The 13,240-nt window shown below is 74.3% G+C and carries 13 protein-coding genes; 6 read left to right on the top strand and 7 right to left on the bottom strand.

Features of this window, described 5'->3' with window-relative positions; all coding sequences use genetic code 11:
* Positions 1-178 precede the first annotated feature (178 nt).
* The 3 genes from AQJ30_RS09855 to AQJ30_RS09845 all read left to right on the top strand — a co-directional run bounded on the left by AQJ30_RS09855 (position 179) and on the right by AQJ30_RS09845 (position 3,621).
* The gene (locus AQJ30_RS09855) at positions 179-1,627 is read left to right on the top strand and encodes a DHA2 family efflux MFS transporter permease subunit (RefSeq protein WP_067231388.1); all 1,449 of its coding nucleotides are present in this window, start codon (positions 179-181) and stop codon (positions 1,625-1,627) included.
* A gap of 117 nt (positions 1,628-1,744) precedes the next feature.
* The gene (locus AQJ30_RS09850; protein WP_067231386.1) at positions 1,745-2,659 is read left to right on the top strand and encodes an N-acetylmuramoyl-L-alanine amidase; all 915 of its coding nucleotides are present in this window, start codon (positions 1,745-1,747) and stop codon (positions 2,657-2,659) included.
* A gap of 155 nt (positions 2,660-2,814) precedes the next feature.
* Entirely contained in the window at positions 2,815-3,621 is an 807-nt protein-coding gene (locus AQJ30_RS09845; RefSeq protein WP_079083955.1) for a DUF5336 domain-containing protein, read from the top strand.
* Between the two features lie 80 nt (positions 3,622-3,701).
* On the opposite strand, the gene AQJ30_RS09840 is transcribed toward AQJ30_RS09845, so the two are convergent.
* From AQJ30_RS09840 to AQJ30_RS09830, 3 genes are read right to left on the bottom strand one after another with little or no spacing between them, the layout of a single operon-like run.
* Positions 3,702-4,478: a hypothetical protein gene (locus tag AQJ30_RS09840; protein ID WP_079083954.1), complete on the bottom strand. Its 777-nt coding sequence runs from the start codon at positions 4,476-4,478 to the stop codon at positions 3,702-3,704.
* Complete coding sequence (locus AQJ30_RS09835) at positions 4,465-6,078, bottom strand: vWA domain-containing protein (protein WP_245726877.1); 1,614 nt, start codon at positions 6,076-6,078, stop codon at positions 4,465-4,467. Before AQJ30_RS09835 ends, AQJ30_RS09840 begins: the two co-directional genes overlap by 14 nt.
* Complete coding sequence (locus AQJ30_RS09830) at positions 6,075-7,370, bottom strand: hypothetical protein (RefSeq protein ID WP_079083953.1); 1,296 nt, start codon at positions 7,368-7,370, stop codon at positions 6,075-6,077. The genes AQJ30_RS09835 and AQJ30_RS09830 overlap by 4 nt, the downstream gene beginning before the upstream one ends.
* A 169-nt stretch (positions 7,371-7,539) precedes the next feature.
* Between AQJ30_RS09830 and AQJ30_RS09825 the strand changes: the two genes are divergently transcribed.
* Complete coding sequence (locus tag AQJ30_RS09825) at positions 7,540-7,830, top strand: hypothetical protein (protein WP_067232602.1); 291 nt, start codon at positions 7,540-7,542, stop codon at positions 7,828-7,830.
* Positions 7,831-7,887: 57 nt separating this feature from the next.
* Here the strand turns inward: AQJ30_RS09825 and AQJ30_RS09820 are convergent, their stop codons facing one another.
* Genes AQJ30_RS09820 through AQJ30_RS09810 form a run of 3 tightly spaced genes read right to left on the bottom strand, consistent with a single transcriptional unit; the run spans position 7,888 to position 11,125 of the window.
* Positions 7,888-8,958 (bottom strand): prenyltransferase/squalene oxidase repeat-containing protein, encoded by a 1,071-nt coding sequence (locus AQJ30_RS09820; protein ID WP_067231377.1) that lies wholly within the window; start codon positions 8,956-8,958, stop codon positions 7,888-7,890.
* On the bottom strand, positions 8,955-9,758 hold the full coding sequence (locus tag AQJ30_RS09815; protein WP_067231375.1) for a class I SAM-dependent methyltransferase: 804 nt from the start codon (positions 9,756-9,758) through the stop codon (positions 8,955-8,957). Before AQJ30_RS09815 ends, AQJ30_RS09820 begins: the two co-directional genes overlap by 4 nt.
* Positions 9,752-11,125: a glycosyltransferase family 4 protein gene (locus AQJ30_RS09810; protein WP_067231373.1), complete on the bottom strand. Its 1,374-nt coding sequence runs from the start codon at positions 11,123-11,125 to the stop codon at positions 9,752-9,754. The genes AQJ30_RS09815 and AQJ30_RS09810 overlap by 7 nt, the downstream gene beginning before the upstream one ends.
* 218 nt (positions 11,126-11,343) lie before the next feature.
* Between AQJ30_RS09810 and AQJ30_RS09805 the strand changes: the two genes are divergently transcribed.
* Positions 11,344-11,979, top strand: a complete 636-nt coding sequence (locus AQJ30_RS09805) for a TetR family transcriptional regulator (protein WP_067231371.1) — start codon at positions 11,344-11,346, stop codon at positions 11,977-11,979.
* Positions 11,980-11,982: 3 nt separating this feature from the next.
* The gene (locus AQJ30_RS09800; protein ID WP_067231369.1) at positions 11,983-12,324 is read left to right on the top strand and encodes a hypothetical protein; all 342 of its coding nucleotides are present in this window, start codon (positions 11,983-11,985) and stop codon (positions 12,322-12,324) included.
* Positions 12,325-12,334: 10 nt separating this feature from the next.
* Here AQJ30_RS09800 and AQJ30_RS09795 read toward each other — a convergent pair whose 3' ends face one another.
* Positions 12,335-13,030: a phosphotransferase gene (locus AQJ30_RS09795; RefSeq protein WP_107119542.1), complete on the bottom strand. Its 696-nt coding sequence runs from the start codon at positions 13,028-13,030 to the stop codon at positions 12,335-12,337.
* Between the last annotated feature and the right edge of the window lie 210 nt (positions 13,031-13,240).

Below are 13,240 nucleotides of genomic sequence, written 5' to 3'. Positions count from 1 at the left end.
GGGCCGGGAGAGATCATGGATACATGCAGGACGAACGACGTATGCACGGGCAACTATTCCGGTGCTTCGGCACACTAATGATTTCTTGACCGTCTCTTGACGAAGCGGAGTAGGGCCTCCGGACCAGTCGCGCCTGCGTCGAAATCCCGATCGTCAGGACCGTCCGGCGGCTGAGAGCATGACACCCATGCTCCAGGCCCCCGAAGTCGCCCGTCCGGTCCGCCGCACCGCCCCGCCCGCCTGGCTGCTCGTCGCACTCGCCTGCGCCGGGCAGTTCCTGGTCGTGCTCGACGTGTCCGTGGTGAACGTCGCCCTGCCCTCGATGCGCGCCGACCTGGGCCTGGACCCCTCGGGCCTGCAGTGGGTGGTCAACGCCTACGCCATCGCCTTCGCCGGGTTCATGCTGCTCGGCGGGCGGGCCGGCGACCTCTACGGCCGCAAGCGGATGTTCCTCGTCGGGCTCGCCCTGTTCACCCTGGCCTCGCTCGGCGGCGGGCTGGCCGGGCAGGACTGGCAGCTGCTGCTCGCGCGGGCCGTGCAGGGGCTCGGCGCGGCGGTCCTGGCGCCGTCGACGCTGACGATCGTCACGGCCGCCGTCCCCGAGGGCGCCGCGCGGGCGCGGGCCATCGCGACCTGGACGGCGGTCGGCGCGGGCGGGGGCGCCGCGGGCGGGCTGGTCGGCGGGGTGCTGGTGGACACGCTGTCGTGGCGCTGGGTGCTGCTGATCAACGTGCCGGTCGGCGCGGTCGTCCTCGCGGGCGCCGCACGCCTGCTGCCGGAGAGCCGCGCCGGGGACGGGCGGCGCCTGGACCTGCCCGGCGCGGCCCTGGTGACGGCGGGCCTGGCGACCCTGGCCTACGGCATCTCGCAGACGGAGGCGGCGGGCTGGACGGCGCCGGCCGCGCTGGTGCCGCTGGCCGTCGGCCTGGCGCTGATCGGCCTGTTCGTCGCCGTGGAGGCGCGGACGGCGTCGCCGCTGATGCCGCTCGGGCTGTTCCGGCTGCGGGCGGTGTCCTCGGCGAACGCGGCGATGTTCCTGTGCGGCTCGGCGATGTTCTGCATGTGGTTCTTCATGACGCTGTACGCGCAGAACGTGCTCGGCTACACCCCGCTCCAGGCGGGCCTGGCGCTGATGCCGAGCTCGCTGGCGATCGTGCTGAGCTCCAAGCTGGCGCCGCGCGTGATGCGGGCGGTGGGGGCGCGCAGCGCGGCCGCGCTCGGTACGGCGGTGGCGGCGGGCGGGTTCGCCTGGCAGTCGACGATGGGCGCGGACGGCACGTACGTCACCGAGATCATGCTGCCCGGCATCGTGATGATGCTGGGCGCGGGCCTGTCGGCCACGCCGCTCGCCTCGCTGGCCACCTCGGGGGCGGCGCCCGGCGAGGCGGGCCTGGTCTCCGGGCTGGTCAACACCTCGCGCACGATGGGCGGTTCACTGGGCCTCGCGGTCCTGTCCACCCTGGCGGCGGCCCGCACCGGCGACCGCGGCACCCCGCAGGCCCTCACGGAGGGCTACGCCCTGGCCTTCCGCACGGGAGCCTGGCTCCTGGCGGCGGGCACGCTGCTGATGCTGGCCTGGCTGCCGCGGAGGCCTGCGGCAGGCAGGGCGTCCACCTCGGCGAAGTGACCGCCCGGCGGTCGACGCGGGGCGCCCCGGCCCCCGCGGGCCGGCCGGCCACCCCGTGTCATCCGTCCGGGCGGTGTCCGCCGGTCGTCGTCGGGTGTGGCCGTTAGGGTGGCTGGCGTGTCGTACGTAGGTCCGGAGTTCGAGCCCCCGCGGGTGCCGCGCCGTTCGGTGCTGCGCCGTCCCCTCGTCGTGGCGCTGGCCGCGCTGGTGCCCGGGGTGCTGGCGGGGTGGCTGGCGTACGGGGCCGTGGGCGGCGGCTCCGGGGGCGACGACGGCGGGGGCCGGGCGACGGCCCCGGTGTCGGACACGCCCTCGGCGCACTCCACCGCCACCGCGGGCGCGGACGACAAGGGGGCCGCTCCCCTGAAGGGCCGGGTCGTCGTCATCGACCCCGGTCACAACCCGGCCAACGTCCGGCACACGGCGGAGATCAACCGCCCCGTGGACATCGGCACCCACCGCAAGGAGTGCGACACCACGGGCACGTCGACCAACTCCGGTTACGCGGAGGCCGCGTTCACGCTGGACGTGGCCCACCGGCTGCGCACGCTGCTCCAAGCGCAGGGCGCCACGGTGAAGCTGACCCAGGACGGGGACCGGCCGTACGGCCCGTGCGTCGACGAGCGCGCCCGGATCGGCAACGCGGCGCACGCGGACGCCGTGGTGTCGATCCACGCGGACGGCTCGGCCACCGGCAACCGCGGCTTCCACGTGATCCTGCCCGGCGCGGTGCACGCGGGCGAGGCCGACACCCGGCCGATCGTCGCGCCCTCCAGGGCCCTCGGCACGGCCCTCGCCGACGACTTCGCCCGTGTGACGGGCAGCGCGCGCTCCAACTACCTGGGCGGCGGCACCGGTCTCGTCACGCGCACCGATCTCGGCGGTCTCAATCTGTCAACGGTTCCCAAGGTGTTCATCGAGTGCGGCAACATGCGCGATAGCAAGGACGCGGCACTGCTGACCAGCGGTGCGTGGCGGCAGCAGGCGGCGCTGGGGATGTCTGAGGGAATCGTGAGTTTCCTGCGCGGGTGAGGTCCGGCGGGTCCATCCCGGCGGACACCTCGATCGTTCGGGCGATAGTGTCGTCCGTACGAGGGGTCACCCCCGCGCTTCACACCGGGGCCTGACGGCGACATGGTGACAGCGACGCCTCTACCGACGACGAGACGACTGACGAAGGACCTGAAGTGAATATCCGCTCCCTCACTCGGGGCGACGGCGTGGTGATCGGAGCAGCGGTGTTGCTGTTCATCGCGTCGTTCCTCGACACGTTCGACGGCCCCGGTGACGTCCCCAACGCCTGGGACAACCTCGGCCTGGTGATGAGCATGTACGTCGGCGGCATCATCGGCGCGGTCCTGATCGTCGTCGCCCGCGCGCTGCCGCAGCCGCGCAAGGTCGTCGGTCTGGACCTCGGTCAGCTGGGTGTCGCGCTCACCGTGTTCGCGCTGTGGACGGCCTTCTGGACGATCGTGGACCCGCTGGGCGCGTTCAGCGACTCCTTCGGCAGCGCCAACATCGACACCGGCGCCGGTCTGATCCTCGGCCTGATCGCGGCGCTGGTGCTGGCCGCGGCCGCCGTCGCGACGCCGCTCGTGCCCGCCCTCCAGGCCGCCCTGGTGCCGGCCCCGCGCCCGGCCGCCCCGCAGCCCTACGGCGCCCAGCCGCCCGGTGGTTACGGCTACCCGGGCGCCCCGCAGCAGCCGTACGGCGCGCAGCCGCCGCAGCAGCAGGGCCAGCCGTTCGGCGGTCCGCAGGGCGCTCCGCAGGGCACCCCGGCGCCGCAGCCGGCGGCGGACTTCTCGCCGTTCTGGTTCGCCGTGCCGGTGCCGCGCCCGCTGTACGCGGAGGACGGCTCGCCCTCCCCGATCGCCGAACTGGCGCCGGGCACCTGGTACTTGGCGGTCGAGCAGGGCGGCCAGGGCCTGGTCGCCCAGACCCAGGACGGGCGCCGCGGCGTGCTGCGGGACACCTCGGGCATCCAGCGCGGCTGATCCCGCCGGTCCTCGTCGACGGCCCCCCGCCCTTCCCGGGCGGGGGGCCGTCCACGTGTGCGGCCGGAACGGCCGCCTGGTCAAAGGAAGATGGCGACCGGGTTCACCCGCAGTTCGCCCTTCTCGCCGTTCCACGTCTGCACCTTGCCGAGGCAGCGGGCCTGGAACTCCCCGGTGAAGTACTCCTCGTGGGCGAAGCCCTCGCGCACCCCGGCCGCCTCGCAGGTGATCCGCACCCGGGCGTCCTGCCGCCCCGGCCCGTACGGGGCGCGCAGCACGATGTCGCCGCTCTCCACACGGCGGGCGGTGAAGGTGCCGGTGACCGACACGAACGCGGAGACCACGCCGAGGGAGGACAGCGGGACCCGGCCGTCGCCGCGGCCCTCGCGCAGCCGCTCGGCGAGCGCCCGGTTGGGGGTCACCTCGCCGGTGGTGAGGTCGGCGTGGACGACCACGTCCTCCTTGCGCATGGTGTCCATCAGCAGCCGGATCACGGTGATCGGGGTGGACTGCCGGATGTAGGCGGTGACGCGTTCCTTGGTGACGTCCCGGCGGGCCCCGGCGGTGAAGCCGAGCTTGGCCAGCACGTTCAGGCCGCTGGTGACGTTGATCCGGTCGGCGACCTCCTGCTCCAGGGCCGCGCTGAACCCGCCCTGCTGGTAGAGGTCCATCACCCGCTGTTCGTGCAGGAAGAAGCACATGCCGTGCACGGTGCGCCCGCCGCCCCGGCGGCGCCGCGGCGGCCCGAGGCGCGCCAGCGCGTACCGTGCGAGGACGGCCAGGGCGCAGGCCGTCACCGCCCAGACGGCCACCCACGGCCACCACAGGCCCCACCACTGCCGGTCAATGACACCCACGGATCTCCTTGAACGCGTCGGCGAGGGAGGAGAGGCGCGCGTCGACGACCCGGCCGCCGGTCGCCCGGGCGACCCGCTCCAGCGCGCTCGGGTCGGCCTCTCCGAAGGGCACGGGGAAGGTGGGCACCGCGGCGACCGCGGTGCCCAGGGCGCGGTGGCGGCGCAGGAACTCCGCGGGACCGAGGCCCGCGTTGTTCTCCCCGTCGGTCATCAGCACGATCGCGACGGGCCGCCGGGGTGCCGCGCGCACCGCCTGGGCGGCGAGGGCGTAACCGCGGTCGAGGGCGGACCAGACGGCGGTGGCGTCGTCGAAGCCGCCGTCCGCGACGATCCGGTCCAGCGTGCGCAGGTCGGCGTCGCCGCGCACGGTCACGGTCCGCTCCTGGAGCACCCGCCCGCCGAACCGTACGACGGTCAGGCGCTCCCCGCGGTAGAAGCGGGCGAACTTGCCGGTGGCGGTGCGGTCGGCGCCGCTGAGCCCGGCGAACGCGGCCCGCAGCGCGGCGATCCGCTCCCCGCGCATGGACGTCGAGAAGTCCAGCAGGAACACGACCTGATCGGCGGTGCCGTGCGCGGGGTCGCCGTAGTCGTCCACGAGCCGCTGCACGGTCGACAGCCGGTCGGGGAACGACAGCGCGTTGCCGACGGGCTGCGCCAGCGGCCCGGTCGGCCGGACGTCCGGGTCGACGGGCCGCCGGTGGGTGCGGCGCATCAGCTCGCGCTGCACGTCGGCGCGCAGCAGCCAGTCGACGACCTTGCGGTACGGGCCGCGCTCGCGCGGGTCGAGCAGCAGCAGCGGGAAGTCGGACAGGACCATGCCGTCGTCGGGGTGGACGATCTCCAGCGGCGCGCGCAGCCGGCCCCCGGCGTTCAGCGACAGCAGCTCCGACTCGTGGGCGATCAGCGCGTCGGCGCGTTCCGGGTGGGCGGCGTACGCGGCCAGCAGGGCACGGGAGCTGTCGGCGGTGAGGCTCTGCCCGGAGCGGAAGCCGCGCAGCCGGTCGCAGGAGACGTCCTGGGCGCGCAGGGCGCCGCCGGTGCCGGCGGCGGCCGTGGCCACCCCGACGAGCGCGGCGCGGCCGGTGTCGCTGCGCCGCGGGTCGGCCATGCCGAAGCGCAGGCGGCCCCCGGCGGCGGCGTCGGCGACGTCGGCCCAGGAGATCCGGCCACCGGGGGCCTTCGCCCGCAGGGCGCCGGCCGCCGCGGGGGTGAGGCCGACGACGACGGGTGAGCGCAGGACGGAGGTGGACTCGGGGCGGGTGATGCGGCCGCCGGAGTCCTGCACCCGGAGCTGGAAGGAGCGGTCGGAGGCGAGCCAGGCGAGGTCGGGGGCGGGGCGGCCGGTGGCCGGGTACCGTCCGGCGAGGTCGGCGCTCGCCTCGTACTCCATCGTCAGCTCGACCCCGGTGTCCTCCGCCAGCCGGCCCAACAGGGGCTCGACGTCGGCGAGTTCGGGGCTGGCGAGGACGCGCAGGGTGACGTGGTCGGGTGCGCCGGTGCAGGCGGCGAGCAGGCCGGTGAGGAGCGCCAGGCACAGCGCGAACGGCACCGCGCCGCGCGGGGGTCCCGGTCGTGGGGGTCCCGGGCGCGGGCGGCTCACGGGGCGTCCCCGTCGGGCGGCGGGCAGGTGCCGATGGAGGTGATGAGCTGTTCCAGGACGCCGAGGTCGGGCTCGTAGGACTTGGTGCGGTCGGCGTTCTGCACGGGCACCTGGACGCCGTGCCCGCGCAGGTAGGCGTTGAGGCGGGCGCTGGTGCCCTCCTCGCCGGAGAAGCGGACGCGGAAGCCGAGTTCTATGGCGCGCTCGCGCAGCTCCTCGTCCTTCTCCAGGACGCTGACGAGCCGGTCGCCGTCGTCGGTGAGGGAGATCAGCTGCGGCTCGGTGAGCGCGTAGGGCGTCGGGTAGAGCAGGACGCGGGCGGTGTCCTCGCTGCCGTACCGCTTCCGGTGGGCGATCTGGTGCGCCAGGTACTGGTGTTCGTAGAGGAGGGAGAGGGGGGCGATGCTCTCGCCGAGGTCGGACAGGTAGCTGTCGGCCTGGTCGTCGGCCCACATGCCCTGGAGGCTGATCAGCGGCCTGATCCGGGCGGCGAGCGCGCGCACCTCCGCGCGGGCGGCCCCGGGGTCGCCGGCGTCCTCGGTGCCGGGGGTGGCGTTGCCGCCCGCGACGAAGGCGAGCAGGCTCAGGTAGGTGCCGGCCGCGTTGGACTCGCAGACGCTGGAGGTGCGCACCAGGACCCGGCCGCTGTTGCTGTGCCCGCCGGTGGTGTCGTAGCCGATGCCGTTCCAGGTGTCGGCGCCCTCGGTGCGGCCGTCGTGGTCCTGGTCGGCGGTGGGGCGGCCGTGGTCGGTGCCGTCCAGCAGGCCCATGAAGGCGGGCATGTCGAGGTCGTAGTAGAGGGTGGGGGTGCCGTCCGGGGCCGGCTGCCGGGTGGCGACCCCGGCCCTGACCAGCGTCTCGGCGTAGTCACGGAAGGTGCCGAGCACCAGCGGGGTGACGAAGGGGCGCACCGAGCGCACCGAGTGGTCCTGCCGGTCCAGGATCAGCTTGGCGGCGGGCTGCCCGGACGGGAAGACCACGTCCGTGCCCGCGAGGGACTGGGTGGCGATGCCCCGCGAGCCGAGCCGGTGGATGTCGACGCGGAGGCCGTGGGCGAGCAGCAGGCGCCGTACCTCGGGGTCCCGGAAGAAGTCCGACTTGGAGGCCATGCGGGCCTCCAGAGTGGTGATCCGGTCGAACGGCCGCAGGGTGTTGCCGCTGACCAGCAGGGAGATCAGCCCCGCGAGGGCCACCGGCACCGCGAGCACCACGTGCCGTGGGGTGCGGCGGCGCCTGACCCTGCGGGTGGTCAGGCGCGGTTCCTCGATCGCGGGCGTTCCGGTGCGGGACAACGGCCCTCCTGCCACTCAAGGGGGCAGGATCATCGGCGACCCCCTCGAACGTCGTCCCCAGGAACGGCGAACTCCATGCGGACTCCGGGCGAACGCGGGCGAAGGGCGGGGGCCCGGCCGCCGCCGGACGCCCGCGTTTCAACTCCCCCCGGACGGCAATCCGATGGGCATGTCCCCTAGATACCGCAACGGTAACCAGGCCGGCAGGGTCATCGCGGTCGTCGCCGACATCATGGCCCTGATCATCGGGCTGTGGATCCTGATGTACCTGCTGGACGCGAACCGCGCGAACGACTTCGTGCAGTTCATCCACGACGCGGCCCGCTGGCTGGCGGGCTGGTCGTACGACCTGTTCACCTTCGACGAGGCATGGGCCCGCGTGGTGGCGGGCTACGGACTGGCGGCGGTGGTCTACCTGTTCGTGGGCCACGCGATCGCCGGCCGCGTCAGCCGCCACTGACCGCCGGGCGCGCCTCACCCGGCGGGCGCGCCTCACCCGCCGGGCGCCACCGACCCGTCAGCCGCAGCAGTCCGGGTCCAGGCCCCGCGGCAGCTGCTCCCCGCCGAACACCGCGCAGGTCGCCTCGTGGCCGCCGAGCGCGGCGACGGCGAGGAGCAGCGAGCCGGCCGTCCAGGTCGTCAGCTCGCGCGGCCAGACGGCCCCGTCCTCGAAGACGTACCCGGTCCAGTACAGGCCCGACTCCGCATCGCGCAGGTGCTGGATCGACTGGAGGATCTCCAGGGCGCGGTCGGACTCGCCCATCGCCCACAGGGTGAGGGCGAGTTCGGCCGACTCGCCGCCGGTCACCCACGGGTTGGGCACCACGCAGCGCACGCCGAGGCCGGGCACCACGAAGCGGTCCCAGCCGTCCTCCACGCGGGACTTGGCCTCCGCGCCGGTCAGCGCGCCGCCGAGGACCGGGTAGTACCAGTCCATGGAGTAGCGGTCCTTGTCCAGAAACCGTTCGGGGTGCCGGCGGATCGCGTGGCGCAGGGCCCCGGCGGCCAACTCCCAGTCCGGCTGGGGCTCTTCGCGCTGCTCGGCGATGGCGAGCGCGCACCGCAGCGCGTGGTGCACGGAGGAGCTGCCGGTGAGCAGGGCGTCCGCGGTGGGCGTGCCGTCGTCCTCGCGGCGCCAGCCGATCTGCCCGCCCGGCTGCTGGAGCCGCAGCACGAACTCGGTCGCCGCGTACACGGTCGGCCACATCCGGTCCAGGAACGTGTCGTCGCCGGTGGACAGGTAGTGGTGCCACACGCCGACCGCCGGGTAGGCGACGAAGTTGGTCTCCCGGCCCCGGTCGGTGACGTCGTCGTGCGCGCCGTCCGCGTAGGCCGCGTACCAGGAGCCGTCCTCGTTCTGGTGGCGGGCCAGCCAGTCGTACGCCCGCTCGGCGGCGGCGTGTTCGCCCGCCGCGTCCAGTGCCATCGCGGCCTCGGTGTGGTCCCACGGGTCGAGGTGGTGGCCCCGGAACCAGGGGATCGCGCCGTCCTCGCGCTGCACGGCGAGGATGCCGCGCACGGTCGCGGCGGCCTGCTCGGCGGTGAGGACCCCGGGCAGGACCAGGTGTTCCGTCCGGGGAGTGGTCACCGGGCGGCCGCCTCGGCTGCGTCGGCCGTGCGCGCCGCGTCCGTCGCGTCGGCCGCGCCAGCCGTGTCGGCCTCGTCGAGGCGCGGCAGGTGCGGCTTGGTCGCGTAGGCCACGAAGCTCTTGCCGATCAGTGGGTTGAGGGCCTGCTCGGCGACCCGGGTGGCCAGGGGCTTCTTCATGATGTCCCAGACCAGCAGCTTGTGGTACGCCCGCACGGGGAGCGCCTTGTCGTTGTCGACGCCGAACGCGCACTTCAGCCACCAGTACGGCGAGTGCAGCGCGTGGGCGTGGTGCGTGCCGTACGGCCGCAGGCCGGCGCCGCGCATCTTGGCGAGCAGCTCCTCGGCCCGGTAGATGCGGATGTGGCCGCCCTCGACCTCGTGGTAGGCGTCGGACAGCGCCCAGCAGACCTTCTCGGGGCCGTAGCGCGGGACGGTGACGGCGATGCGGCCGCCGGGCTTGAGCACCCGGACCATCTCGGCGAGGACGCCCTTGTCGTCGGGGATGTGCTCCATCACCTCGGAGATGATGACGACGTCGAACGACTCGTCGGGGAAGGGCAGGGCGAGCGCGTCGCCCTCCATGGCGGTGGCGGTGGCGCCCTCGGGTGCCTCGCCGGCCTCCTTCATCGCCGCGAACCACTTGGCGACCTCGCGGATCTCCTCGCCGTTCTGGTCCAGCGCCACGACCCGCGCCCCGCGCCGGTAGCACTCGAACGCGTGCCGGCCGGCACCGCAGCCGAGGTCCAGGACGCGGTCGCCCGGGGCGAGCGGGAACCGGGAGAAGTCGACGGTCAGCACGTGGCCCTGCTTTCGGGATCGGGTACGGCAACAGCTTCGGTGGCGGTCCGGGCGGCGGGCGCCGACGACGGGCGGGCCATCGCCTCGCGGTAGTGGGCGACCGTGCCCTCGGCCGCGCGGGCCCAGGTGAAGTGCTTCAGGACCCGCTCCCGCCCGGCCGCGCCGAGCCGCGCGCGCAGCTCCGGGTCGCCGAGCAGCCGGCTCAGCCCGGCGGCCAGCGCGCCGGCGTCGCCGGGCGGCACGGCGAGGCAGGTCTCCCCGTCGGGGCCGGCCACTTCGGGGATCGCGCCGCCGGTGGTGGCGACCAGCGGGGTGCCGGTGGCCATGGCCTCCGCGGCCGGCAGCGAGAAGCCCTCGTAGAGCGAGGGCACGCAGGCGACCTCGGCCGAGCGCACCAGGTCGACCAGTTCGGCGTCCGAGATGCCCTTGACGAACTCGACGGCGCCCTCGACGCCGTAGCGCTCGACGGCCTGCGCGACCGGGCCACCGGTGGGCCGCTTGCCGACGACCACGAGGTGGGCGCCGGGGTGTTCGGTACGGACCTTCGCCAGCGCCTCGACGAGGTACACCAGGCCCTTGAGCGGCACGTCGGCGCTGGACGTCGTCACGATGCGCCCCGGCACCACGGGCACCGACGGGTCGGGCGAGAACAGCTCGGTGTCGGCGCCGATGTGGACGACGTGGACGCGGTCCCGCCGGACGCCGAGGTGGTCGACGATCTCCTGGCGGGAGGTCCCGGAGACGGTCAGCACGGACGGCAGGCGGCGCGCGACGCGCTTCTGCATGCGCGTGAAGGCGTACCAGCGGCGCACCGAGTACCGGCGCTTCCAGCCCTCGGCGGCGTCCAGTTCGAGCTGCCGGTCGACGGTGATGGGGTGGTGGATCGTGGTGACGAGCGGGGCGCCGACGTCGCCGAGCAGGCCGTAGCCGAGCGTCTGGTTGTCGTGCACGACGTCGAACTCACCGCGGCGGGCGCGCAGGTGGCGGCGGGCGCGCAGGGAGAAGGTGAGCGGCTCGGGGAAGCCGCCGGTCCACATGGTGGCGACCTCCAGCGCGTCGACCCAGTCGCGGTACTCGTCGCGGCCGGGGGTGCGGAAGGGGTCCGGCTGGCGGTACAGGTCGAGGCTGGGCAGCTCGGTCAGGGACAGACCCGCGTAGCCCTCGTCCAGGACCGGGTACGGCTGGGAGCCGATGACCTCGACGCGGTGGCCGAGGCGGGCCAGCTCGCGGGAGAGGTGCCGTACGTAGACGCCCTGTCCCCCGCAGAACGGGTTCCCTTTGTAGGTGAGGAGCGCGATGGTGAGCGGCAGTTCGCCGTTCACGACAAGGTCCCGCCGGGACCGGGCCCGACTGGCCTCTGCGGTCACTCTGGGCCCCCTTCTGCCTGCACTGTCCCGCGAGACTACGACGGGACGTTAATCTAGAACAAGTTTCAGACTTGATCGTTCGGGAGGCTCTGAATCTACCGGCCGGTAAGGGCGTTGTGAGCAGTGGATCAGGTGATTCACGCCACGGCCGCGGAGCGCCGCGGGCCCTGCCATGCTGGGTGACCGCCACTCCTCACCGACTGTCACGGACGGGACCGATGCCCGCGGAAGCCCCAGCGGACCCCAGCGCCGCACGCCCCGCCGCCTCCGCGCTCACCGAGCGCCAGGAGGCCCGCCGCCGACGCATCCTGCAGGCGAGCGCGCGGCTGGCCGGGCGGGGCGGGTTCGACGCCGTGCAGATGCGGGAGGTGGCGGAGTGCTCCCAGGTCGCCCTGGGCACGCTCTACCGGTACTTCCCCTCCAAGGTCCACCTGCTGGTGGCGACGATGCAGGACCAGCTGGAGCACCTGCACGCCACGCTGCGCCGCAGGCCCCCGGCGGGCGACACGGCGTCCGCCCGCGTCGCCGAGACGCTGATGCGCGCCTTCCGCGCCCTCCAGCGCGAACCGCACCTGGCCGACGCCATGGTGCGCGCCCTGACCTTCGCGGACCGCAGCGTCAGCCCCGAGGTGGACCAGGTCTCCCGCCAGACCACGGCGATCATCCTGGACGCCATGGGCACCCCCGACCCGACCCCCGGCCAGCTCGCCGCGGTCCGCGTCATCGAGCACACCTGGCACTCGGCCCTCATCACCTGGCTCTCCGGCCGCGCCTCCATCGCCCAGGTCCGCACCGACATCGAGACGGCCTGCCGCCTGATCGATCCGACGGATCCCGAGCCCGGTGCATCATGAGGCATGGGCATCGACCTGGAGCTGCACTCGGCGCGACCCGTCCGTAAGGACTGGCGCCGGTCCCGGGCGACCCTCCTGGCCAGTTCCCACGCGTACGGCGAGGTGCTGGCCGAGGCGCTCACCGCGCTCCGGCTCAGCGGTGTCCCGGGGCGGCTCACCGCCCTCGACCCGTACCGGGACACCCTGATGAACGAGCAGGAGGCCGAGGCCGCCCTGCGGGAGATCGACGGCTTGAAGGACGCGTGCGGCAGCGACCGCCGACGCGATGCGCTGGACGAACTCGCGGCGCTGCTCCGCGCGTGCGCGGCCACACCCGGCAGCTACCTCTGGTTCGTGGCCGACTGAGGCCGCGCGGTCAGGCGCCGTCGCGCGCTCGGCCCGCCCCCAGGAAGCTCCGGACCAACTCCCCCGCGTCCCCGAGCAGTTCCACCTCCTCCGCGCTCATCGTCGGATTCGCCGCCCTGCGGCGGAGTGCCTCCGTCAGGGCCGCCTCCGTCAGCGGCGTCTGGTCGGCCAGCAGGGCGGCGAGCATCGGGTGGGCCGGGGCCGCCAGGGGGTGGGGGGAGACGGCGACCTGGGCGAGGATCACCGCGGACGTGGACCAGTCCAGGGCCGGGTCGCCCTCCTCGGTGTTGGTCCAGTCGATGACCCGGGGGCCGTCGGCGGTGAGGACGACGTTGTCGGGGTGCAGGTCGAGGTGGAGGACGCGGGCGGCGGGGTCGGACCGGCCGGGTACGGCGTGCAGGGCGCGCAGCAGGTCGGCCAGCGTGCGCCCGGCCTCCTCGGGGCCCAGGGTCCCGGCCACGCACGCGTGGAGCATGGTCGGCCCGTCCAGCCGCTCCATCACCAGGTCGGTGCGCGAGGCGGACGGCCGCACGGCCGGCACCGGGTAGCCGTGCCGCCGCAGGTGCGCCATCACCGCGCCCTCGGCCGCCGCGTCGCCGTACCCCTGCCGGTCCCGGCGCAACACCCAGCCGTCGTCGAGGGCGTACACGTCGGCCGTGCGGCCGGAGCCGAGCAGCGGGCCCGGCGCCTCCCCCATCGTCGTCATGTGCAGAACATAGCGGCACCCCGGTCCCCCACGGCCCGCCCTCGGCCCCCCGGTTACGGGCCGGTACAGTGACCGGGTCGTCATCACACCCGTACGAGGGGAAGCCGGTGCAAAACCGGCGCTGACCCGCAACCGTGAGCCGTCCGCCGGGCGGTGAGCCGGACTGCCTCGTCCGGGACGTGACCGGCTCACGCGCGTCGGCCCCGCAGG

The organism is Streptomyces longwoodensis (genome assembly GCF_001514125.1).
Classification (GTDB): Bacteria; Actinomycetota; Actinomycetes; order Streptomycetales; family Streptomycetaceae; genus Streptomyces; species Streptomyces longwoodensis.
Note: the sequence above shows the minus strand (reverse complement) of the source record. Positions and strands in the feature narration are given on the sequence as shown.

Excerpts from the sequence above, each read along its gene's own strand:
- AQJ30_RS09795 (WP_107119542.1), bottom strand. The coding sequence starts at position 13,030 with ATGACGACGATGGGGGAGGCGCCGGGCCCGCTGCTCGGCTCCGGCCGC.
- AQJ30_RS09800 (WP_067231369.1), top strand. The coding sequence starts at position 11,983 with ATGGGCATCGACCTGGAGCTGCACTCGGCGCGACCCGTCCGTAAGGAC.
- AQJ30_RS09805 (WP_067231371.1), top strand. The coding sequence starts at position 11,344 with ATGCCCGCGGAAGCCCCAGCGGACCCCAGCGCCGCACGCCCCGCCGCC.
- AQJ30_RS09825 (WP_067232602.1), top strand. The coding sequence starts at position 7,540 with ATGTCCCCTAGATACCGCAACGGTAACCAGGCCGGCAGGGTCATCGCG.
- AQJ30_RS09855 (WP_067231388.1), top strand. The coding sequence starts at position 179 with ATGACACCCATGCTCCAGGCCCCCGAAGTCGCCCGTCCGGTCCGCCGC.